The organism is Vreelandella sp. H-I2 (assembly GCF_052959335.1).
In genome coordinates this window covers 576,420-597,962 of the sequence record NZ_JBRAMC010000003.1, presented here as the reverse complement: position 1 = coordinate 597,962, position 21,543 = coordinate 576,420, and the positions used below count along the sequence as shown (strand labels likewise).

General features: G+C 52.2%; 17 protein-coding genes. 15 read left to right on the top strand and 2 right to left on the bottom strand.

Annotated features, from left to right (window positions below; all coding sequences use genetic code 11):
- Window positions 1-20 precede the first annotated feature (20 nt).
- From clpP to ACUVOF_RS10700, 5 genes are all read left to right on the top strand, one after another.
- Entirely contained in the window at window positions 21-638 is a 618-nt protein-coding gene (gene clpP, locus ACUVOF_RS10720) for an ATP-dependent Clp endopeptidase proteolytic subunit ClpP (RefSeq protein ID WP_113270706.1), read from the top strand.
- A 74-nt stretch (window positions 639-712) separates the two neighbouring features.
- Window positions 713-1,993, top strand: coding sequence for an ATP-dependent Clp protease ATP-binding subunit ClpX (clpX, locus tag ACUVOF_RS10715; RefSeq protein WP_113270705.1), 1,281 nt, complete (start codon window positions 713-715; stop codon window positions 1,991-1,993).
- Window positions 1,994-2,209: 216 nt separating this feature from the next.
- The gene (gene lon, locus ACUVOF_RS10710) at window positions 2,210-4,618 is read left to right on the top strand and encodes an endopeptidase La (protein ID WP_447044339.1); all 2,409 of its coding nucleotides are present in this window, start codon (window positions 2,210-2,212) and stop codon (window positions 4,616-4,618) included.
- 191 nt (window positions 4,619-4,809) lie between these two features.
- Window positions 4,810-5,082 (top strand): HU family DNA-binding protein, encoded by a 273-nt coding sequence (locus tag ACUVOF_RS10705; protein WP_007114333.1) that lies wholly within the window; start codon window positions 4,810-4,812, stop codon window positions 5,080-5,082.
- A 125-nt stretch (window positions 5,083-5,207) separates the two neighbouring features.
- A complete protein-coding gene (locus ACUVOF_RS10700; RefSeq protein WP_447044338.1) occupies window positions 5,208-7,028 on the top strand; it encodes a SurA N-terminal domain-containing protein in 1,821 nt (606 codons plus the stop codon).
- Window positions 7,029-7,108: 80 nt separating this feature from the next.
- On the opposite strand, the gene ACUVOF_RS10695 is transcribed toward ACUVOF_RS10700, so the two are convergent.
- Window positions 7,109-7,882 (bottom strand): UDP-2,3-diacylglucosamine diphosphatase, encoded by a 774-nt coding sequence (locus ACUVOF_RS10695; RefSeq protein WP_447044337.1) that lies wholly within the window; start codon window positions 7,880-7,882, stop codon window positions 7,109-7,111.
- A gap of 13 nt (window positions 7,883-7,895) precedes the next feature.
- On the bottom strand, window positions 7,896-8,396 hold the full coding sequence (locus ACUVOF_RS10690; RefSeq protein ID WP_447044336.1) for a peptidylprolyl isomerase: 501 nt from the start codon (window positions 8,394-8,396) through the stop codon (window positions 7,896-7,898).
- A 155-nt stretch (window positions 8,397-8,551) separates the two neighbouring features.
- On the opposite strand from ACUVOF_RS10690, the gene ACUVOF_RS10685 reads away from it, so the two are divergent.
- From ACUVOF_RS10685 to ACUVOF_RS10640, 10 genes are all read left to right on the top strand, one after another.
- Window positions 8,552-10,231: a glutamine--tRNA ligase/YqeY domain fusion protein gene (locus ACUVOF_RS10685; protein ID WP_447044335.1), complete on the top strand. Its 1,680-nt coding sequence runs from the start codon at window positions 8,552-8,554 to the stop codon at window positions 10,229-10,231.
- Between the two features lie 7 nt (window positions 10,232-10,238).
- Entirely contained in the window at window positions 10,239-11,648 is a 1,410-nt protein-coding gene (gene cysS / locus ACUVOF_RS10680; RefSeq protein WP_447044334.1) for a cysteine--tRNA ligase, read from the top strand.
- A gap of 87 nt (window positions 11,649-11,735) precedes the next feature.
- Window positions 11,736-12,662, top strand: coding sequence for a glycine betaine ABC transporter substrate-binding protein OsmF (gene osmF, locus ACUVOF_RS10675; RefSeq protein WP_447044333.1), 927 nt, complete (start codon window positions 11,736-11,738; stop codon window positions 12,660-12,662).
- A 45-nt stretch (window positions 12,663-12,707) separates the two neighbouring features.
- Window positions 12,708-13,907, top strand: a complete 1,200-nt coding sequence (locus tag ACUVOF_RS10670) for an ABC transporter permease (protein WP_447044332.1) — start codon at window positions 12,708-12,710, stop codon at window positions 13,905-13,907.
- Window positions 13,904-14,866 carry an ABC transporter ATP-binding protein gene (locus tag ACUVOF_RS10665; RefSeq protein ID WP_447044331.1) on the top strand — a complete coding sequence of 321 codons (963 nt, stop codon included), beginning with the start codon at window positions 13,904-13,906 and terminating at the stop codon, window positions 14,864-14,866. The genes ACUVOF_RS10670 and ACUVOF_RS10665 overlap by 4 nt, the downstream gene beginning before the upstream one ends.
- Complete coding sequence (locus ACUVOF_RS10660) at window positions 14,859-15,632, top strand: ABC transporter permease (protein WP_447044330.1); 774 nt, start codon at window positions 14,859-14,861, stop codon at window positions 15,630-15,632. The genes ACUVOF_RS10665 and ACUVOF_RS10660 overlap by 8 nt, the downstream gene beginning before the upstream one ends.
- Window positions 15,633-15,839: 207 nt before the next feature.
- Window positions 15,840-17,042, top strand: coding sequence for a thiamine pyrophosphate-dependent dehydrogenase E1 component subunit alpha (locus ACUVOF_RS10655; RefSeq protein ID WP_447044329.1), 1,203 nt, complete (start codon window positions 15,840-15,842; stop codon window positions 17,040-17,042).
- A gap of 1 nt (window position 17,043) precedes the next feature.
- Window positions 17,044-18,021 (top strand): alpha-ketoacid dehydrogenase subunit beta, encoded by a 978-nt coding sequence (locus ACUVOF_RS10650; RefSeq protein ID WP_447044328.1) that lies wholly within the window; start codon window positions 17,044-17,046, stop codon window positions 18,019-18,021.
- Between the two features lie 38 nt (window positions 18,022-18,059).
- Complete coding sequence (locus ACUVOF_RS10645; protein WP_447044327.1) at window positions 18,060-19,346, top strand: 2-oxo acid dehydrogenase subunit E2; 1,287 nt, start codon at window positions 18,060-18,062, stop codon at window positions 19,344-19,346.
- Between the two features lie 13 nt (window positions 19,347-19,359).
- Window positions 19,360-21,183, top strand: coding sequence for a protein kinase domain-containing protein (locus ACUVOF_RS10640; protein ID WP_447044326.1), 1,824 nt, complete (start codon window positions 19,360-19,362; stop codon window positions 21,181-21,183).
- The last annotated feature ends 360 nt before the right edge of the window (window positions 21,184-21,543 follow it).

Here is a 21,543-nt window from a genome sequence, read left to right as displayed (position 1 = left end):
GGACGCAAGGAATCACCTGAATGAGTGAGTTTGATATTCAAAACGCCGGCGGTTTAGTGCCCATGGTGGTTGAGCAGAGCGCCAAAGGGGAAAGAGCCTACGACATTTACTCACGCCTTTTGAAAGAGCGCGTGATCTTTTTGGTAGGCCCTGTAGAAGACTACATGGCTAATCTGGTTGTCGCTCAGTTACTGTTTCTGGAGTCAGAAAATCCAGATAAAGATATTCACCTGTATATCAACTCGCCTGGTGGTTCGGTCACCGCGGGGATGTCGATTTACGACACGATGCAGTTTGTGAAGCCAGATGTATCGACCGTTTGTATTGGCCAGGCGGCTAGCATGGGCGCACTGTTATTAACAGCTGGCGCGGCTGGCAAACGCTACTGTCTGCCCAACTCACGTGTAATGATCCATCAGCCGCTGGGTGGTTACCAAGGCCAAGCGTCTGATATCGAAATTCATACCCGTGAAATTCTGGGTATTCGCGAGAAGCTGAATCAAATTCTTGCCCATCATACTGGCCAAGATATTGAAACCGTCTCGCGTGATACTGATCGGGATAATTTCATGAGCGCCAATAAAGCCAAAGAGTATGGTTTGATTGATGCAGTGCTGGATAAGCGGCCTACATCCTGATAGCGTGATAGGATTCTGCTTTTCTAACGAGCTTTTCCGGCGGCGTAAGCCGCCGCAGTGACAGAGGTATGCGAATGGCCGACGGCAAAGGCAAGGACGAAGGTGGCAAACTGCTTTACTGCTCGTTTTGTGGTAAAAATCAAAACGAAGTACGTAAGCTAATTGCGGGCCCGTCCGTCTATATCTGCGATGAGTGTGTCGACTTATGTAATGACATCATTCGCGAGGAAGTTCTCGAAGCCGATGCCGAGAGCGATGAGGAGCGTTTACCTACGCCTCGCGAAATACGTCATACATTGGATGACTACGTCATCGGACAAGATCGCGCCAAAATGGTGCTGTCTGTAGCGGTGTATAACCACTACAAACGTCTGAAAACTGATGTGCGCGACGGCGATGTTGAATTAGGTAAATCAAACATCCTGCTGATTGGTCCTACCGGTAGCGGTAAAACGCTGTTGGCTGAAACCATGGCACGGTTACTGAATGTACCTTTTACCATTGCGGATGCAACCACGCTGACGGAAGCCGGCTATGTCGGTGAAGATGTAGAAAACATCATCCAGAAGCTGCTGCAGAAATGCGATTACGATGTCGAAAAAGCCGAGCGTGGCATTGTCTATATCGATGAAATTGACAAGATTTCTCGAAAATCAGATAACCCTTCAATCACTCGTGATGTCTCGGGTGAGGGCGTACAGCAAGCATTGCTGAAGCTTATTGAAGGTACGACTGCTTCAGTGCCGCCACAAGGCGGACGAAAGCACCCACAGCAGGAGTTTGTCCAGGTTAATACGGGCAATATACTGTTTATCGTCGGCGGTGCGTTTGCAGGTCTGGATAAAGTAATCCGTGATCGCGCTGAGAAAGGTGGCATTGGTTTTAATGCGGCTGTGAAGAGCAAGGAGTCCTCCCGTGGGGTGGGTGAATTGCTGGCCGATGTTGAACCAGAGGATCTGGTTAAGTTTGGCCTAATTCCCGAGTTTGTTGGTCGTCTGCCGATCATTGCAACCTTGATGGAGCTCACCGAAGATGCGCTGGTGCAAATCCTGACGGAGCCGAAGAATTCGTTGATTAAACAGTATGTCAAGCTGTTTGAGATGGAAGATGTGACGCTTGAATTCAGAGATGAAGCGCTGCGTGCGGTGGCTGAAAAAGCCATGGAGCGTAAAACCGGTGCACGTGGACTGCGCTCTATTCTAGAGTCAGTGCTGCTTGATACCATGTATGAAATTCCGTCGCTTGAAGGTGTAAGCAAAGTCGTTATTGACGGCTCCGTGATTGCTGGCGAGAGTGAGCCTCTGTTGATTTACTCCCAGCAGGAAGAAGCGCGCGTCGATGGCACCGATGGTTAGGCGCTAGTCGAGTATTGAGGCCCAGCTTTAACCGCTTGCGCTAAAACCAGGGGGTCGCTTAGGCGACCCCCTGTTGTTTAAGCGCGTTGATGTGAAGTGTTACTGCCTAGTCCGCTCAACGCTGATGCGTTTATAGCCAGCTTATTGATGACTGTGCAGTACTTTTCCAAGTACTCCTATTTAAGTACTCATCCGATTTGCCGAGGAACGTCTGCGATGCAGCAGAACGCCGAACAGACACAATGTCTACCCCTTTTGCCATTGCGCGATGTGGTTGTTTATCCGCAAATGGTCATCCCCCTTTTTGTAGGGCGTGAAAAGTCTATCCAGGCGCTTGAAGCGGCGATGGAGGCTGATAAGCGTGTGTTGCTGGTGGCTCAGCGTGAAGCGTCTCAGGATGAGCCCGATAACGCTGACCTTTATTCGATGGGCACCGTGGCCGACATCATGCAACTGCTTAAGCTGCCCGATGGTACGGTGAAAGTGCTAATCGAAGGCAACTTCCGCGCGGATGTCCTGGATGTCGAAGAGAATGCTGCGGGCTATACCCAGGCGTATTTAACGCCGCGGGAGAGCGAACCGCTCACCAGTCGCGAACAAGAGGCGCTTGTGCGCGTACTGCTTAATCAGTTTGAGCAGTACGTAAAGCTCTCTAAAAAAGTCCCCAACGAAGTGCTTAATTCGCTGTCCGGGATTGAGGACCCAAGCCGCCTGGTGGATACCATTTGTGCTCATCTATCGCTCAAAATTGGCGATAAGCAAGAACTGCTTGAGATGGATAAGGTGCGGGATCGCATTGAGCACTTGATGGCGTTAATTGAATCTGAAATTGACTTGCTTCAAGTGGAAAAGCGCATCCGTTCACGGGTCAAGGAGCAGATGGAGAAGACCCAGCGCGAGTATTATCTCAATGAGCAGATGAAGGCCATCCAGAAAGAGATGGGTGAGCTGGATAATGTGCCCAACGAAGCAGAAAAGTACGAGCAGGCGATAAAAGAATCGGGAATGCCAAAAGAGGCGTTTGAGAAAGCCACTCAAGAGCTTAATAAGCTTAAGATGATGGCTTCAAACTCTGCAGAAGCGACTGTGGTGCGCTCTTATCTCGATTGGCTTGTGGCCGTGCCATGGAAAAAGCGCACGCGGGTTAAGCATGATCTGGTTAAAGCACAGCAGGTGCTGGATGAGGACCATTACGGTCTCGATGAGGTCAAAGCACGCATTCTTGAATATCTTGCTGTGCAGAAGCGTGTGCGCAAGATGAAGGGGCCTGTGTTGTGTCTGGTAGGGCCACCTGGGGTGGGTAAAACCTCGCTTGGCCAATCCATTGCCCGCGCTACCAATCGTAAATATGTGCGTTTGGCGCTAGGTGGGGTGCGCGACGAGTCTGAAATTCGTGGCCATCGGCGCACTTATATCGGTTCGTTACCAGGTAAATTGATGCAGCGTATGAGTCGCGCTGGCGTCAAAAATCCGCTATTCCTGCTGGATGAAGTCGATAAGCTCGGTATGGACCATCGCGGTGATCCTGCATCTGCGCTACTCGAAGTGCTTGACCCTGAACAGAATAATAGCTTTAGCGATCATTACCTGGAGCTCGATTACGATCTCTCAGAAACACTGTTCATTTGTACGGCTAACTCAATGAATATTCCCAGCGCTCTGCTTGATCGCATGGAGATTATTCGTCTGCCGGGTTACACCGAAGATGAGAAATTGGCAATCGCTAAACGCTACTTATTACCTAAACAACTAGAGGCTAACGGTTTAAAAGGTGATGAGTTAACGCTGGAAGACAGCGCACTTTTAGAGCTTATTCGCTATTACACTCGCGAAGCGGGTGTGCGTGAACTAGAGCGGCAGATTGCCAAAGTGTCGCGCAAAGTACTGCGTGAGCGCCTTGAAAAAGAACGTGATCCTAAATCTGCACAAGATGGACAGAGCTTAACGGCTGAGCAGATTGAGCACTATGCCGGTGTCCGTCGCTATAGCTACGGCTTAGCGGAACAGGATGACCAGATTGGCCGTGTGACTGGGTTAGCCTGGACCTCTGTGGGCGGAGAGCTACTCAACATTGAGTCAGTGGTGACGCCGGGTAAAGGGCGAATTAATAAGACGGGTTCGCTTGGCGATGTGATGAAAGAGTCGGTAAGCGCCGCCCAAACGGTGGTTCGTGCGAGGGCGGAAGCGTATGGAATTGATCCCGAGAGGTTTGAAAAAGAGGATCTGCATATCCACGTTCCTGAAGGCGCTACGCCGAAGGATGGCCCCAGTGCTGGTATTGCCATGGTCACGGCTATCGTTTCCGCTTACACCCAGCGTGCGGTACGCTGCGACGTGGCGATGACCGGTGAGGTCAATCTACGCGGCGAAGTACTGCCGATAGGTGGACTGAAGGAGAAATTGCTGGCAGCCCGCCGCGGTGGTATAAAGATAGTGCTGATTCCTGAAGAAAACCGCCGTGATCTCAAGGAAGTACCTGACAATATCAAAGGTGCACTTGATATTCGTCCGGTCCGTTGGATAGATGATGTCTTAGCCACGGCGCTCGCAAATGCTGAAGACGGTACGCCGTTGAAAAACACTGATGCATCGTTTAGTAGTACCGTAGTTGCTAGTACTCATTAAGCTGTTAAAGTCCTCTGGGTCTTTAATTCTACTTAATTTTGCCCGCTGCTTTGTGTGGCGGGTACCTCGCGGCATGGTTGCTTGACATATGTTTCAAGGCATTGCTATAAAACGCAGCTATGTTTTGTTCGTAGTATTATCGGTGACCATGCCGTTCAGAGCCATTTTATGAAACAGTCAAGGGGTGAATAGTGAATAAGTCCGAGCTGATTGAAGCCATTGCCGCGTCTGCAGATATTCCAAAAGCAGCGGCAACTCGCGCATTGGATGCCATGGTGGAGTCTGTCACCGATAGCCTTAAGAAGGGCGAAAGTGTATCACTAGTAGGCTTTGGTACCTTCGCGATTAAAGAGCGTGCCGCGCGCACAGGTCGCAATCCACAAACGGGTCAGCCAATTCAAATCAGTGCTGCAAAAGTACCCAGCTTCAAAGCCGGTAAAGCGCTGAAAGACGCCGTTAACTAATTTGACAGTGTTGCTGTAACCTATTGGGCGCATCGCATTGGCGGTGCGCCCATGTTATTTTCTGGCCCCCTATTTGTTAGGATTTAGCGGGTCGATGTGTTTGGCTGTGACTATCTGAGGCTAGCATGCTGCAAAGTATTCGAGATGGCTCCAGGAGCTGGGGTGCCAAGATTATTATCGGTGTTATGGTCGCGGCCATGGCGCTTTTCGGGATTGAGTCTCTGTTTGGGCTATTTGGCAACGATCCGGATGAAGTGGCGAGCGTCAATGGACAGCCGATTATGCGTCAGCAGGTTGAGCTTGAGGTTCAGCGTGCTTTACGTTCAGGTCAAGTCCCGCCAGAGCAAGAGCGAGCATTGCGCAGCGATATGCTTGATCAGCTCATTACCCAGCAACTGTTATCCCAGTACGCCGAGGAGGGTGGATTCGCCGTTTCTGAAGAGCAGCTGGACCAGTTAATTGTTAGCCTCTCTGAATTTCATGATCAGGATGGTCGTTTCTCTGCCGAGGTGTTTCGCAATCGCTTAGCGAGCGCAGGCTATACGCCATTGTCATTTCGCGAAGAGCTGCGGGTCGATATCCAGCGGCAACATTTACAGCAAGGGTTAGCCTTCAGCGATTTTAGTCTTCCCCAAGAGCAAGAGCGTTTGGCAGAGCTGCAGCGCCAGCAGCGTAGTTTCCGCTACATAATCCTGGATGAGGACGATGTCGAGGCTGAGATCGCTGTCAGCGAGGACGACCTTCAGGCTTATTATGATGCTCATCAGGAGCGCTATGAGCGTCCCGAACAAGTGCGCCTTGAATATGTACTGGTTGACCGTCAAACCATGGCAGAGGGGCGCGACGTAGACGAAGAGGCATTGCGCGATGCGTGGCGCGAACAAAACCGTAACGCTGACCGACGCGTATCGCACATCATGATTACGTTTGGTGATGAGCGCACCCGCGAAGAAGCGCAGGAATTGGCCGAGACCGCCCGTGAAGCATTGAATAGTGGTGAGTCGTTTGCAGAGACTGCCCTACGCTACTCTGACGACACGGCTAGCGCAGAAGAGGGTGGCGATCTTGGGGTGATTAGTCGTGGCTTCTTTGGCGAGAACTTTGATGAAGCTGCTTTTGGTCTTGAAGAGGGTGACGTTTCCCAGCCCGTTGAGTTGGATAGTGCTTTCCATATCATTCAAGTGACTGATATTCAAGGTCCTACGTTTGAAGAGCAGCGAGATGAGCTGGCGCAGGAAGTGGCACTTGGTGAGGTTGAAGATGAATTTAATCAGCGGGTTCAGCGGCTGATTGATGAGAGCTTTGCAGCCGATGATTTACAGAGCGTTGCCGATGAACTCAATTTGACGCTTCAAGAAAGCGATTGGCTTGCCCGTGATGACACGGCTGAAGGCGTGCTATCCGAACCCGGCGTCATGTCGGCGGCTTTCAGCAACGATGTGCTTGAAGAGGGTTATAACAGCGAAGTGATCGAGCTGGATCAAGATCGTCGCTTGGTACTACGGGTCGCTGAACATCGCGAGGCGACGTTACTGCCTCTGGATGAAGTGCGCGGAGAAGTCGAGGCTTCAGTGGTTGCCGAGCAGCAGCAGCAAGAGGTGCTTGAAGAAGCGCAGGCGTTAGTCGCCGAATTACGAGAAGATCAGCAGGTTGATGTCGATTGGCAAGAAGCCAATAACGTCAGTCGCCAAGCCGATACCGTCGTGCCTCAGCTAATTGTTCAGGCAGCTTTTCGAATGACACGCCCTGAAGAGGGTGAGAGCGTCTATCGTACGGTTGAACTACCGCAAGGTGTTGCCGTTGTGGCATTAGATAGCGTCAGTGATGGTGAAGTTGACGAGCAAATGGAGACGTTTGTGTCGCAAATGGCCGAGCAATTGCGCGCTCAATCGGTTCTGCAGGGGTTAATTGATGACCTGCGTAGCGATGCAGACATAGAGCGATAGAATCGCTTAACTCTGAGTTATAAAAAGCAAGAGCAAAAAAGCCGATCTTTTGATCGGCTTTTTTTTGCACAGTAGTAAGGTCAAGGGCTTGGTGGTTTCGATAATGCAAACTGACGTAACTGCGGTGCCGTGCGGTCTGAGCGCTCAATGACGATATCCCAGCCGTGCTGCGCATCCCAATCACCGAGTACGTAGCGTTTGGCTGGCACGTCTTCAACTGTCAAGTCATGCACGTGTGGGCGGTGTGTGTGGCCATGGATCATTATCGAGACTCCGTGCTCCTCCATGAGCGAGATTACTTCTTGCTGAGTCACATCCATAATTGCCTCAGCTTTATTGGCATTGGCTTCACCTGACTGCGTGCGCAGGTTTTGCGCTAGTGCTACACGCTGTTCGAGAGGCAAGGCAAGCATCTGTGCTTGCCACTCTGGATTGCGCGACTGCTGACGAAAAGCCATGTAGGCTTCGTCCTGAGTACACATGCTGTCGCCGTGAAGAAGTACTACGGGGACGCCATGAATCTCTACTTCCTCAACATCAGGTAGCAGCAGTGCGTTGCAGGCGGTAATAAAGCGTTCACCCAGCAGGAAATCACGATTGCCATGCATCAAATAGACAGCGGTGCCGTCGCTGCTAAGCTTATGCAAGCGCTTAATGACCTGATGGGCAACGCTGCTGAGTGGGTGGTGGGTGGCGTCGAGCAAGTCGTCACCAATCCAGGCATCAAATAGGTCGCCCAGAATATACAGAGTATCGGCTCCTGGGGCAGTGTGCTCAAGGTAGCGGTAAAACCCCTGATTTAGCTCAGGGGTATCGCCACTTAGATGCAGGTCGGCAACAAGCAGTGTGCGCATAAGACTCCCAGCGTTATTCTGCTTCTTTGACGTAAGCACGCTCGATAATGACATCGTCAGCGGGAACATCGGCATGCATACCGCGACGCGTAGTGGCCACATTTTTAATTTCGTTGACCACGTCCATACCATCAACGACTTCACCAAAGACGGCATAGCCCCAGCCCTGAAGACTTTTAGCGCTATGATCAAGGAAGCTATTGTCGCCCACATTAATGAAAAACTGTGCAGTAGCCGAGTGCGGGTCCTGGGTCCGGGCCATCGCCAGTGTCCCCACGGTGTTTTTCAAACCGTTGTCGGCTTCGTTATCGATCGGGTCGCGTGTCGGCTTTTGCTCAAAATCTTTATCGAAACCGCCGCCTTGGACCATAAACCCGTCGATTACCCGGTGAAATAAGGTACCGTCATAGAATCCGTCGCGAACGTACTGTTCAAAATTCGCCGCGCTAATCGGCGCTTTTTCGTGGTTAAGAGCGATGGTGATGTCACCATGGTTCGTCTGTAATACGATCATTGATAAATTCCTGTTCAATAAAGGCGATCGCCTTGGCGCTGTGCATCGGCGTCACGTTATAATAGCTGTTTTGCCCTGCACCGCGAAGGGCTATAGGGTTATCCTATGTCCACACGGCTCAGTACGCCATCCACCACGAGGTTATCAACACCACCATGACCAACGAGACCACCCCAGCGCCGAACTTCATTCGCAACCAAGTACGCGACGAAATCGAGGGCGGCCAGGTCACTAAGATCGTGACGCGCTTCCCCCCGGAGCCCAATGGCTTTTTACATATCGGCCATGCGAAGTCGATCTGTCTAAATTTCGGGTTGGCGGAGCAATTGGGTGGCGAATGTCATCTACGGTTTGATGATACCAACCCGGCTAAAGAAGAGCAGGCCTATATTGATGCCATCAAAGAAGATGTCACTTGGTTAGGCTTTAAATGGGCAGGCCCTGTGCGTTTTGCCTCTGACTACTTCGACCAGCTTTATACCTGGGCGCAGCACTTGATGCAGGAAGGTAAAGCCTACGTCGATGACCTTTCGCCGGATGAGATTCGTGAGTATCGCGGCACTCTTACCGCACCGGGTACACCCAGCCCCTATCGGGATCGCAGCGCCGAAGAGAACCTGGATCTACTAGCTCGTATGCGAAATGGTGAATTCGGCGAAAGTGAAAAAGTCGTGCGCGCTAAAATTGATATGGCCTCACCCAACATCAACTTGCGCGATCCAATCCTTTATCGCATTCGCCACGCAAGCCATCACCAAACGGGCGATAAGTGGAAAATCTACCCTTCGTACGATTTCACCCACGGTCAATCGGATGCCATTGAAGGTGTTACGCATTCGATCTGCACCCTGGAGTTTGAAGATCACCGGCCGCTCTATGAGTGGTTTTTAAATAACCTTCCTGTGCCTGCGAAACCGCGACAAATCGAGTTTGCACGGCTCAATCTCGACTACACCCTAACTTCCAAGCGTAAACTGAAGCTGTTGGTGGATGAGCAAATTGTCGATGGCTGGGACGACCCGCGGATGCCGACGATTTCCGGCATGCGTCGCCGCGGCTACACGCCGGCGTCTATTCGTAAATTCTGCGAAATGATTGGTGTCACCCGGGCTGACGGTGGTTTGGTCGATATCGCCATGTTGACCCACGCGATTCGTTCGGATCTAGAAGACAATGCCCCGCGTGCCATGTGTGTGCTAAAGCCGCTCAAAGTCGTACTTACCAACGTGCCGGAAGGCCACGAAGAGACTTATGACGTGCCCGGCCATCCAGCACGTGAAGATATGACGGTGCGCAAGGTGCCTTTCACCCGCGAGCTTTATATCGATCAAGACGACTTTATGGAAGATGCGCCTAAGAAGTTCTTCCGCCTGGCGCCGGGCAAAGAAGTACGCCTGCGTAATAGTTATGTGATTCGCTGTGACGAGGTCATTAAAGACGCCGCTGGAGAGATCAGCGAACTGCATTGCTCGGTCGATTTCGATACGCTGGGTAAAAACCCCGTAGGGCGTAAAGTCAAAGGTGTCATTCATTGGGTCAGTGCGGCCCATGGCGTACCGATGGAAGTACGTCTTTACGATAATCTGTTTACCGTTGAGCAGCCCGATCGTGACAAAGATGTCGATTTCCTGGAGCACTTGAACCCAGAATCGTTGGTGGTTTGCCAGGCAATTGGTGAGCCGAGCCTTGCCTCAGCGGCGCCCGAGTCACGCTTCCAATTCGAGCGCGTCGGCTACTTCTGCGCTGATCGTCACGATTCTACGCCGGAGCACTTGGTGTTTAACCGTACCGTGGGATTGAAAGATAGCTGGGCAAAAATCAAGCAGAAGGGCTAGGAAAAATATGAGTAGCCAAGTGCATATTTACAATACGCTGACGCGTCGCAAAGAGCCTTTCACCCCGCTTGAAGCGGGAAAAGTGAGCATGTATGTCTGCGGCATGACGGTGTATGACTATTGCCACCTGGGACACGCCCGCGTAATGGTCGCTTTTGACGTTATTACACGCTATTTGCGAGAACGTGGTTACGACGTGAACTACGTACGCAATATCACCGATATTGACGACAAGATTCTCAAGCGCGCCGACGAAAATGGCGAAAGCATCACCGCACTGACCGAACGCATGATTGACGCCATGCACGAAGACGAGCGGCGTCTGTTTGTTTTGCCACCCAGTCACGAGCCCCGCGCTACGGGCCATATCGACGATATTGTGGCGATGATTGAAACGCTGATTGCAAAAGACTTTGCCTACGCAGCAGATAACGGCGATGTCTACTATCGCGTACGTAAATTTGCCGATTACGGGAAGCTCAATAATCGGCAACTAGACGATATGCGCTCGGGCGCACGAGTTGATGTGGATATTCATAAAGAAGACCCACTCGATTTTGTACTTTGGAAAGCTGCTAAGCCGGGTGAGGCGCATTGGGCGTCACCTTGGGGAAACGGCAGGCCTGGCTGGCACATTGAGTGCTCGGCGATGTCGACCTGCTGCCTGGGTGACACCTTCGATATTCATGGGGGCGGACCTGATTTAACCTTTCCGCACCATGAAAATGAAATCGCACAAAGCGAGGCGGCTACGGGCAAGACCTACGTCAACACCTGGATGCATGCCGGGGCAGTGCGGGTGAACAAGGAGAAGATGTCCAAATCGCTGGGCAATTTTTTCACCATTCGCGATGTGCTGGCCGAACACGACCCTGAAGTCGTGCGTTTTCTGTTGGTGGCAAGCCATTACCGTAGCCCGATCAACTATTCGCTCGATTCACTGACCGAAGCGCGTAAATCACTAGTGCGCTTGTATACGGCTTTAGAAGGGGTTGAGCTGGATACCCCAACCACCGATAGTGGTGTTTCGGCCTACCTTGAGCGCTTTACTCAGGTCATGGACGATGATTTCAACACGCCTGAAGCGTTGGCGTTGATGTTTGAGTTGGCCCGTGAGCTCAACCGCGCCAAACAAGAGCAGCCAGGCGAAGCCGCTAGGCTTGGGGGGGAACTCAAGCAGCTAGGGGCAATTTTAGGGCTGCTGCAGCAAGCACCGCAAGCGTTCCTAAAAGGCACGCAGCAACAGGGAGCGCCGCTTAGCGAAAGCGAAATAGAAGCTAAAATCGCACAGCGCCAGCAAGCCAAAGCAAATAAACAGTTTGCCCAAGCGGATGCCATTCGCGATGAGCTTGCGGCGCTAGGGATTATTCTTAAAGACTCACGAGAAGGCACTTCCTGGATATTGGAAACACCTTAAACGCTGCAGGTTCTGACTTAAACGCTCATGGCTCTTATACTGCTTAAGAGCCTCTGTTAAAAAGCCCACTTCAAAAGGAATTCAAAGATGCGCTTTTCAGCTAATTCTAACATTGCTAAGTCGTTAATTGCTGCCTGTGCCGTTTCCGCTATTTCCCTTTCCCAGGCCAGTGCCAATGAGCCGGTCGTGGTGTCCTCTAAGATCGACACGGAAGGTTCGGTATTAGGTGAACTAATCATTCAAACCCTGGAACGCCACGACATTCCAACCGAAAATCGTTTACAGCTGGGTGGCACCAGCGTCGTTCGCTCAGCCTTGGAAGCTGGCGAGATTGATGTGTACCCGGAATATACGGGCAATGGTGCGTTCTTTTTTGATATGACCGATAGCCCGGTTTGGAACGATGCAGAGAAAGCCTATGCCACCGTACGTGAACGTGATGCAGAACAAGGCTTAATCTGGCTGGAACCCGCTAGCGCCAATAACACCTGGGCAATGAGTATTCGAGAAGATGTTGCTGAAGAGCATGAGTTAGTCAGTTTGGAAGATCTCGCTGCCTATTTGGCTGATGGCGGAGAGTTCAAATTCGCAGCGAGTGCTGAGTTTGTCGAATCAGCGCAGGCACTACCTGCTTTCCAGGAAGCCTACGGCTTTGAACTGAGCGATGATCAGCTACTGGTGCTCTCCGGCGGCAATACCGCCGCCACTATGCGGGCTGCTGCCCAGCAAACGAGCGGTGTAAACGCCGCCATGACCTACGGCACTGATGGTGGGTTAAGCGCATTGGGGCTGGTTGTCTTGGAAGATTCTAAAGGTGTTCAGCCTGTTTACCAGCCAGCTCCTGTGGTGCGTGAAAGCGTATTGGAAGCCTATCCTGATATCGAAACACTGCTCAACGACGTCTTTGCCACCCTCGACGAGGTCACCCTGCAAACGCTTAATGCAGATGTTGCCGTGAATGGACTGTCCCCGACGCAAGTGGTTAGCGACTACCTCGATTCACTTAATAATTAATGGTTGTTGCTCTTAATAGCCAATGCTGCCTGGGATAATTAATTAATGTCGTTAATGGATGCACTGCCCACCCCACGGCTTCGTTGGGAGGGACGGCACCCTAATATTGTGCTACTAAGCCTTAGCCTTATCATGCTAATCACGTTCTGGGCCTTTGACGTGGTTAGTATGGCGCCTAACCGGATTGTATTAGGGACAGGCTATGGTGCGCTAGAAGCCTTTGGCTGGCCCGGCGCGTTGTTAGCCACCTTATTACTCTCCTCTATTGCTATTCTCGCGTGGCAGCCGAGCATACGTCACTACCGTGCGTTATTAGCGGCGGTACTGCTGTTAATGGCACTCATGCCTGTCGGCTTGATAGCGAGTAGTTATTTACTGATTGATCCTGAGCTTCCCCAGGCACGTTTAGGCTTGGGTGCAGCGTATTGGGTGGTGCTATTTGTACTTCTGTTGTGCTTAATAGAAATACGCTTGCGGTTACACCTTTCACGCCTCTGGCCCACACTGCTGTTATGTGGCGTGGCGCTGGTGTGGTGGCTTTGTGCAGCGTTTTGGCTCGATAGTCTTGCCCTGGTTCAAGAGTTCATAGCGCGCGATCAACAGTTTCTTCGCGCTATCGGCCAACACATGGCGCTGGTAGGAATCGCCGTCAGTAGCAGTGTGTTATTAGGTTTGGTACTGGCGATGTTAATGCGACGCTATGCACGGCTGCAGAAGGCCGCATTCTCGGTGCTCAATTTTCTTCAGACCATACCCAGCCTAGCGCTCTTTGGTCTGCTGCTGGCGCCGCTAGCTTGGCTTGCTGAGAATGTGCCTTTCTTAGATCAGCTTGGGGTTAGCGGGATCGGCACAACGCCTGCCTTGATCGCCCTAATCGCCTATAGCCTGCTACCCATGGTGCGCAATACCTATATCGCGCTTGAAGAAGTCAGCCCTGACACTTTAGAAGCCGCCAAAGGCATGGGGATGCGCGCCGGTCAGCGTTTTTGGCAGGTGCGACTACCGCTGGCACTGCCGGTGCTGTTGGAAGGGGTGCGAATTACAACTGTTCAGGCCATTGGGCTCACCGCGGTTGCCGCTTTGATTGGCGCGGGCGGGTTGGGAACCTTTATTTTTCAAGGCTTAGGCCAGGCGGCTATGGATATGGTCTTGCTCGGTGCGTTGCCTATTTTAATGCTGGCTCTGGTGGTTGATGCGGGCTTAGGTGCCCTAGCTGAAGCGCTGCGACCCGAAGGAACAAGATGATTGAGCTTTCACATGTATCTAAGCGATTTGGTGATGATAACGCGGTGAATGATATTTCGCTGCGAGTGCCGAAAGGAAAATTCTGTGCGCTAGTGGGTACCTCTGGCTGCGGGAAATCGACCACGCTGCGCATGATCAACCGCTTAATTGAGCACAGCGAAGGTGACATCATTCTTGATGGGCAGGCGATTGACGCGTATGACCCAGTGAAGCTACGCCGTCGGATTGGCTATGTGATTCAACACACTGGGCTGTTTCCTCACTGGAACGTGGCGCGCAATATCGGCTTAGTGCCACGGTTATTGAAATGGTCAGCGGCGGATGTTCAAGCGCGGGTAGAAGAGTTGATGGCTTTACTCGGTTTGCCCGTAGGTGAATTCGCGCACAAATATCCTCACCAGCTTTCCGGTGGCCAGGCACAACGGGTAGGCGTAGCGCGTGCACTCGCGGCAGACCCCGACATTATGTTGATGGACGAGCCCTTTGGCGCTCTCGATCCTATTACCCGTGAAAAGCTTCAAGATGAGTTGGCCAAACTTCAGGCGCGGCTGCACAAGACCGTGGTATTTGTCACTCACGATATGGACGAAGCCCTAAAGTTGGCGGACCACCTCGTGGTCATGCGGGAAGGGCGAATCGTGCAACAAGGTTCTCCGCTGGCGTTATTGCAACAGCCTGCCGACGCGTTTGTTGAGTCAATGTTGGGAGGGCTCGAGCGGGGTCTCAAGCAGGCGGCATTAACGCGCGTTAAAGATCATATGACCTCATTGGGTCCTACCTTGCCCGCCCATTCACGTATACCGGCGGTTTTTACGTTACGCCAAGCGTTGTCCATGATGCTGCGTGATCACAGCGATAGGCTTACTGTAGTAGACCAGCATGACGTGCCTATTGGTGAGCTTTCGCTGCGTAGGCTTATCAAGGAGGCTCAACTGGACAAAGGAAGCGCGCATGAATAATTCATTCAGTATTGCGCCGCTACAACAAAAAGCTGCTTTTTGGCTCTGGCCGCTAATATGGGGAGGATTGTTGCTGGTCAGTGTCGTAGGAATGTCCGTAGCCGAGCCGTTATTTCGGTGGATAGAGCCCGATTCCCGTCAAGTGGTTTATGACCGAGCTGATTTTTATGTGCTGCTCGGGCGACATCTGCTGGTGGTAGGAATAGCAGCGGTCGTGACTATTAGCGTTGGCGTATTAGCAGGCATCGCCGTTACACGCGAGCGTGGCAGTGATTTTTTACCCTTGGTCGGCCAGTTGGCCTCACTTGGGCAAACTTTTCCACCAGTGGCCGTACTGGCGTTGGCGGTACCCGTATTGGGATTTGGCACCTTGCCAATTATTGTCGCCCTGATACTTTATGGGTTACTGCCGATCGTGCGCAACACGCTTACCGGTCTGCAGGAAGTGGAGAACGACATTAAAACAGCAGCACATGCCATGGGTATGACCTCGGCGCAAGTGTTGCGTCAGGTCGAACTCCCGCTGGCGGCTCCGGTAATATTGGCGGGTATACGCACCTCAGTGACCATTAATATTGCTACCGCGGCCCTTGGGGCTACCGTGGGGGCTAGTAATCTGGGCGATCCCATTATTTCCGGCATTGTGAACGGAAACATGGCCTATGTGGTACAGGGCGCATTGACCATTGCATTGTTGGCCTTGACGGTCGACAGCCTGTTTGAATTGTTGCAGCGCCAATTACGTGCCCGTCTTTCTGCGGCATAACTCACTTTGCCTTAACCTCTTTCCCTTAACCTCTTTCCCTTAACCTCTGCGCCTTAAGTTGTATCCCTAAAGTTCTTGTGTTGCGTTATTGTCCTAAGCGTTGTGGTAGCTAGGTGTTGTGTTGGCTTATGACAGATAAATCCACTGGCATAAACGGTCAATACCAACAACACTGCCCTCAAAAGGGGTAAAACAAGGACAATAATGATGACACAGTATGTATATCAGCCGGACTTCATGACCGGCGACGAATTTTCAATTCCTACCTTTAGCCTGCTCAACCCGGAAGGCGAGCTACATAGCGGCGCCACCGAACCAGCACTTGAGCGTGATCATGCCCGGCGTATCTACCAAGCCATGTTGGCTACGCGCATCCTGGATGAACGAATGATGGCTGCCCAGCGTCAGGGGCGGCTTAGTTTCTATATGCAGTGTACGGGTGAGGAAGCAGCTGTGGTAGGCGCTACCGCCGCGCTTGATGATGCCGATATGATCATGGCCCAGTACCGTGAGCAGGGTGCCTTGATGTATCGCGGTTTCTCAATTGATGAGTTCATGAACCAGCTATTTGGGAATGAGTTGGACTACGGAAAAGGTCGGCAAATGCCGATCCACTATGGTTCGCGCAAACTTCACTATATGACCATCTCGTCCCCTCTGGCCACTCAGATTCCCCAGGCGACGGGCTACGCCTATGGGCAGAAACTGGCTGGTAACGGTCACTGCACGCTGACCTTTTTTGGTGAAGGCGCCGCTTCCGAAGGCGACTTTCACGCCGCGCTCAACATGGCCTCGGTACATCAAGTGCCGGTGATTTTCTTCTGCCGTAATAATGGCTATGCCATTTCCACGCCTGCCGTCGAGCAGTTCGCCGCCGATGGTATCGCCCCCCGGGCGTTTGGTTATCACATGCACGTGATACGCGTGGACGGCAACGATGTGCTGGCGGTTTATGAAGCGACCCGTCAAGCCCGCAAAATCGCCGTTGAGCGCAACCAGCCCGTATTGATTGAAGCCATGAGCTATCGCCTTGCCGCACACTCATCCTCTGATGACCCCTCAGGCTACCGTTCAAAAGATGAAGAAGAGATATGGCGCGCCAAAGATCCCTTGCTGCGGCTACAAAAATGGCTATTGAAGAAACAGTGGTGGAGTGAAGAGGAAGAAACCACTCAGCAAGAAAATCTGCGTCGTGAAGTGCTTGAAACCTTGAAGCGCGCCGAAAAGCGTTCATCACCTCCGCTTGAGAGCTTGATCAGCGACGTGTATGCCGATATCACACCAGCGCTTCAGCGTCAGTTTGACCAGTTAAAACGCCATATCCGTCGCTACCCAGAGGCTTATCCCCGAGGGGCAAAGTCGTTGGATTTAGACGTAGGCACAGACACTGATTCGCAGGGAGAGGCATAACATGGCCACAATGAATATGCTCCAGGCGATCAATAACGCGCTGGATATCGCTATGGCAGAAGACGAAAAAGTCATTTGCTTTGGTGAGGATGTGGGGATTTTCGGCGGTGTTTTCCGCGCAACTAGCCATTTGCAGGAGAAGTACGGCAAGGCTCGCTGCTTCAACACGCCGCTGGTCGAACAGGGCATCATCGGCTTTGCCAACGGTCTGGCGGCCCAAGGCTCGGTACCCGTCGCGGAAATTCAGTTTGCCGACTACATCTTTCCCGCGTTTGACCAAATCGTCAACGAAACGGCCAAGTTCCGCTACCGCTCGGGCGATCTGTTCAATGTGGGCGGGCTGACCATTCGCACCCCTTATGGTGGCGGTATCGCTGGCGGCCTCTATCACTCACAGTCCCCGGAAGCCTATTTCACCCATACCCCCGGTTTGAAAGTGGTGGTGCCGCGCAATCCCTATCAGGCTAAAGGGCTGCTACTTGCCGCTATTCGCGACCCTGATCCCGTGCTTTTCCTCGAACCTAAACGTCTCTATCGCGCGGCGGTAGGCGAGGTCCCCGAAGACGATTATCAGCTACCCATTGGCGAGGCCGAAGTCACCAAGGAAGGCACCGACATTACCGTGGTGGGCTGGGGTGCGCAGATGGAAGTCATCGGCAAAGCAGTTGAGTTAGCAGAAGAACAAGGCATCGCTTGTGAAGTGATCGACCTGCGTTCACTGCTTCCCTGGGATGCCGATACAATCGTTGAGTCAGTGCTGAAGACAGGACGCCTCGTAGTGAGCCATGAAGCACCGTTAACCGGTGGGTTTGCAGGTGAAATTGCCGCGACCATTCAAGAGCGTTGTTTTCTCTACCTGGAATCGCCCATTGCTCGGGTGACAGGGCTGGATACGCCTTTTCCTCTGGTGCTGGAAAAAGAGTATCTACCTGATCACCTGAAGATTTTTGAAGCGATTCGCGAAAGCGTTAATTTTTAATGGCTTAAATAGCCTAAGAATGCGTGGGGAGAATAACAATGAGCGATTTTTTACTGCCTGATATCGGCGAAGGTATTGTTGAGTGCGAAGTCGTCGAATGGCGCGTCGCAGAAGGCGATCAAATTGAAGAAGACCAGCCTATCGTCGAAGTCATGACCGACAAGGCGCTGGTAGAGATAACCGCACCCGAAGCGGGGGTGGTGACCAAACTCTACGTTGCACAGGGGCAGATTGCTAAAGTACATGCGCCTTTGTATGCCTATCAAGTTGATGGAGAGGGCCAGGCGAGTGCGAATGAAAGCCAGACAAAAGCAGGCGAACCAACACCTGCTGAACTGCCGGTAGAGCTACCCGCAGATTTATCGAAAACAGACTCATCCGAGGCAGAGGCATCAATTCAGGCATCAACCCAGGCACCGGAAGCTGCTACGAGTGGCTTACTTGGCAAAATCCCGGCAAGCCCTGCCGTGAGGCGTTTAGTCCGTGAACATTCTCTTCAGCTCAAGGATATTGCTGGCAGTGGCAAAGACGGCCGAGTACTGAAAGAAGACGTGCTGGCGCATCTGGACCAAACATCGCAACCAGCGGCCCCAGCCAGTCAATCATTGCCTGATACGCAGGCTCCCCGGGTAGAACCACTCCGCGGCATCCGCGCGGTGATGGCCAAGCGAATGGTCGAAGCGGCTAGCACGATTCCTCATTTTCACTATGGAGAAGAGGTCGACGTAACCGCGCTGCTGGCTTTGCGCGAACGCTTAAAACCGTTGGCAGAAGCCCAGGGAGAGCGGATAACGCTAATGCCGTTTTTTATGAAAGCCATGGCATTAGCGGTCGCCGAAGAACCCATTGTAAACGCACAGCTAAATGCGGCGGGTGATGAACTGCACTATTACCCTCAGTGCAACATTGGTATGGCAGTCGATAGTAAAGCGGGTCTAATGGTACCCAATGTTAAAAGCGTTGAGCGGCTGACGCTGTTGGAGATTGCCCGCGAAGTTGGACGATTAACCACGGCTGCACGGGAAGGGCGTGTTGATCAAGCGGATCTCAAAGGCGGAACCATCAGTATTTCCAATATTGGTGCGCTCGGCGGCACCTACGCCGCCCCCATCATCAACGCACCGGAAGCTGCGATCGTAGCGATTGGTAAAACCCAGTGGCTACCGAGGTTTGATGAGCAGGGTGCGGTACAGCGTCGTGCGATCATGACGATCACTTGGGCAGGTGATCACCGCTTTATTGACGGTGGTACTATTGCGCGTTTTTGTAATGCCTGGAAAGGATTTTTGGAAGCCCCTGAGACCATGTTGCTTCACCTAGGTTAATCCAAGGCGATTTATGTCACAGGCACCGCTTCAGCAGTTTTATATACCCGAAGAGCAGTCGGTATATCTGCTGAGCCATCACGATGCCCGTAAACTCAAAGACTGGGTGGCGCTGTGCCAGGCACAGCTCACCCAGTTGGGTTATCAGAGCATCGAGTTAATTGGTAAGGGCGCCTATGGTTTTGTATTTGCCGGTAGCACCGTCCACCAAGGCATTACAGCCCATTATGTCTTTAAGTTCTCGCGCATTACACTCCCCACGCACTTGCAAGAGCGCCTCGAAGAAGAGGCGTTTATGCTCGATCAGGTATCTCATCCACGCATTCCAGGCCTCATTGCCTACCAGCGCTCCCGGGGACAATCCATTCTGGTGATGGAGCGTGCACCCGGCTGGAATTTAGAGCAGATATCGCTTAAGCAGGGGCGACTCCCACCACGCTTGATTGTGCGTATTGCCGCGCAGTTGGCCGATATCCTCCTCGCATTGCGCCGGGAGTCCGGCCCTCAGGCGCGCCCCGTCGTGCATGGCGATATTAAGCCCTCTAACTTGGTGTATGACATCGAGCAAGAGTCTATTGCGCTAATCGACTGGGGCTCATCGGTGTTTGCCCAGTTGGATGCCCAGTTGCAGTTTGTGGGCGCTAATGTGATGGAGCTAATGTCGGATAATCTGCAGCAAACCAATGCTCGCCTGGGCGATGTTTATTTTATTGGTGAAGAGCAGTTGAACGGTGCGCTGTCATCGCCGCGCTTTGATGAGCAGGGCACTGCGGGCACCTTGTACGCACTGGCCTCGGCACAATCCTGTCGTTTTGGGCATCGCGCCATTCCAGCCAGCTCGCTGGGTTTGCCTATGGAATTTGCCCGCACGCTGGATGGTATGCTCGACCCCGACTCTCAGGTTCGGCGTACAGCAGGCGACTATTTTTTAGCCAACATGGCGCGAATGGCCAGGGTCGTGATGATTGATCTCCCCGAATCTGTAAAGGTGCCGCTAGTGCCGGTTTGGGCACGTCCTGCCCGGCAGGAGATCGATACCGTGGTGTATAGCTCGCGCAAAGCCTTTCTGCGTGAAGCGACAGCGCAGGAAACGCTTAACGACGTCAACGATGTGCAGCTCGACCGTTATTACAAACAGTTCATGCAGGGAATGGGGGAAACCGAGAAAGCTTTCCTGGCGTCGGTCAGCCGGTTAGGTAAGTACCCAGTGGTAGGCGGGTTGGCGGTACGCTGGGAGCGAGAAGGGGTATACATTGACTCGTCGCTCAACCTTCATGACCCGGCGCTGAAGCCCGCCTTTATTGAAGCGGTGAATAATATGGTGCACCTGGCGCGCGCCATTCACCGCCAGGGGGTGTTCAAGAGCTGCCTGTTCAATGCCCGCCAAACCCTTCATCTGGAGCGCGCTTCCGCCGAGGAGACGTTTGTCAGCGAGCCAAGCATGGCGATTAGCTACGAGCTGAGTGCAGTGCCGGAACTGGAAGATCGCACCCGTCAGCATAGTTACTTTGAAGATGGTCCCGATCCCGAAGAGCTGTTAGCACTGCCGGAGGCGATCATGCAGGTACTGCAGCAGCTGAATGATATCCACCATACCGGCATGATCATTTTTGAAGCATTACCCCAGCACCTCAAAATACATAGCTATTACCGCCTGCTCGACCCCGCCAGGGAAAGGGAGTTTCGGACACTGCTGGCCCGCATCCTTGCGTCGGTCAACCAAATTGAGGGGTTGGGTGTGTCGGGCTACATGAAGATGCCGTATAAAGACACCCGCTATTTCACCCATCTAGAAAGCCAGCCTGAACGCTACTATCCAAAAAATCCTAGAATATAAGTGGGTATATTTATAATTTTTTATATATTTTTTGTTGCTATGTGTATTTAGTGTCGTTATGCATCTCATTAAAATTAGGGTATAAGTTGGGTTATAATAAACCTACTTGGAGTATGAAATGAGGTAGAAAAAGCACATATCTCGGATATAGAAAATGTCACAGCTAACAAAAATTAGGCTTGCGATGATCTGTTTTTAGGGTAGCTCCATGTCATCTAAATGGATGCAGTCGTCGCCACGCAGCTCTTTGCCGACGCTTGTTTATGTCCATTCTACTTGCTAGCAGGGTCGGACTCTCAAGCTTAGCGTTACTCAATCAATGGGAGGCGCCGATAGAAATTAGCGAAGAAATTTCTTCGC

Excerpts from the sequence above, each read along its gene's own strand:
- clpP (WP_113270706.1), top strand. The coding sequence starts at position 21 with ATGAGTGAGTTTGATATTCAAAACGCCGGCGGTTTAGTGCCCATGGTG.
- clpX (WP_113270705.1), top strand. The coding sequence starts at position 713 with ATGGCCGACGGCAAAGGCAAGGACGAAGGTGGCAAACTGCTTTACTGC.
- lon (WP_447044339.1), top strand. The coding sequence starts at position 2,210 with ATGCAGCAGAACGCCGAACAGACACAATGTCTACCCCTTTTGCCATTG.
- ACUVOF_RS10700 (WP_447044338.1), top strand. The coding sequence starts at position 5,208 with ATGCTGCAAAGTATTCGAGATGGCTCCAGGAGCTGGGGTGCCAAGATT.
- ACUVOF_RS10695 (WP_447044337.1), bottom strand. The coding sequence starts at position 7,882 with ATGCGCACACTGCTTGTTGCCGACCTGCATCTAAGTGGCGATACCCCT.
- ACUVOF_RS10690 (WP_447044336.1), bottom strand. The coding sequence starts at position 8,396 with ATGATCGTATTACAGACGAACCATGGTGACATCACCATCGCTCTTAAC.
- ACUVOF_RS10685 (WP_447044335.1), top strand. The coding sequence starts at position 8,552 with ATGACCAACGAGACCACCCCAGCGCCGAACTTCATTCGCAACCAAGTA.
- cysS (WP_447044334.1), top strand. The coding sequence starts at position 10,239 with ATGAGTAGCCAAGTGCATATTTACAATACGCTGACGCGTCGCAAAGAG.
- osmF (WP_447044333.1), top strand. The coding sequence starts at position 11,736 with ATGCGCTTTTCAGCTAATTCTAACATTGCTAAGTCGTTAATTGCTGCC.
- ACUVOF_RS10670 (WP_447044332.1), top strand. The coding sequence starts at position 12,708 with ATGTCGTTAATGGATGCACTGCCCACCCCACGGCTTCGTTGGGAGGGA.
- ACUVOF_RS10665 (WP_447044331.1), top strand. The coding sequence starts at position 13,904 with ATGATTGAGCTTTCACATGTATCTAAGCGATTTGGTGATGATAACGCG.
- ACUVOF_RS10660 (WP_447044330.1), top strand. The coding sequence starts at position 14,859 with ATGAATAATTCATTCAGTATTGCGCCGCTACAACAAAAAGCTGCTTTT.
- ACUVOF_RS10655 (WP_447044329.1), top strand. The coding sequence starts at position 15,840 with ATGACACAGTATGTATATCAGCCGGACTTCATGACCGGCGACGAATTT.
- ACUVOF_RS10650 (WP_447044328.1), top strand. The coding sequence starts at position 17,044 with ATGGCCACAATGAATATGCTCCAGGCGATCAATAACGCGCTGGATATC.
- ACUVOF_RS10645 (WP_447044327.1), top strand. The coding sequence starts at position 18,060 with ATGAGCGATTTTTTACTGCCTGATATCGGCGAAGGTATTGTTGAGTGC.
- ACUVOF_RS10640 (WP_447044326.1), top strand. The coding sequence starts at position 19,360 with ATGTCACAGGCACCGCTTCAGCAGTTTTATATACCCGAAGAGCAGTCG.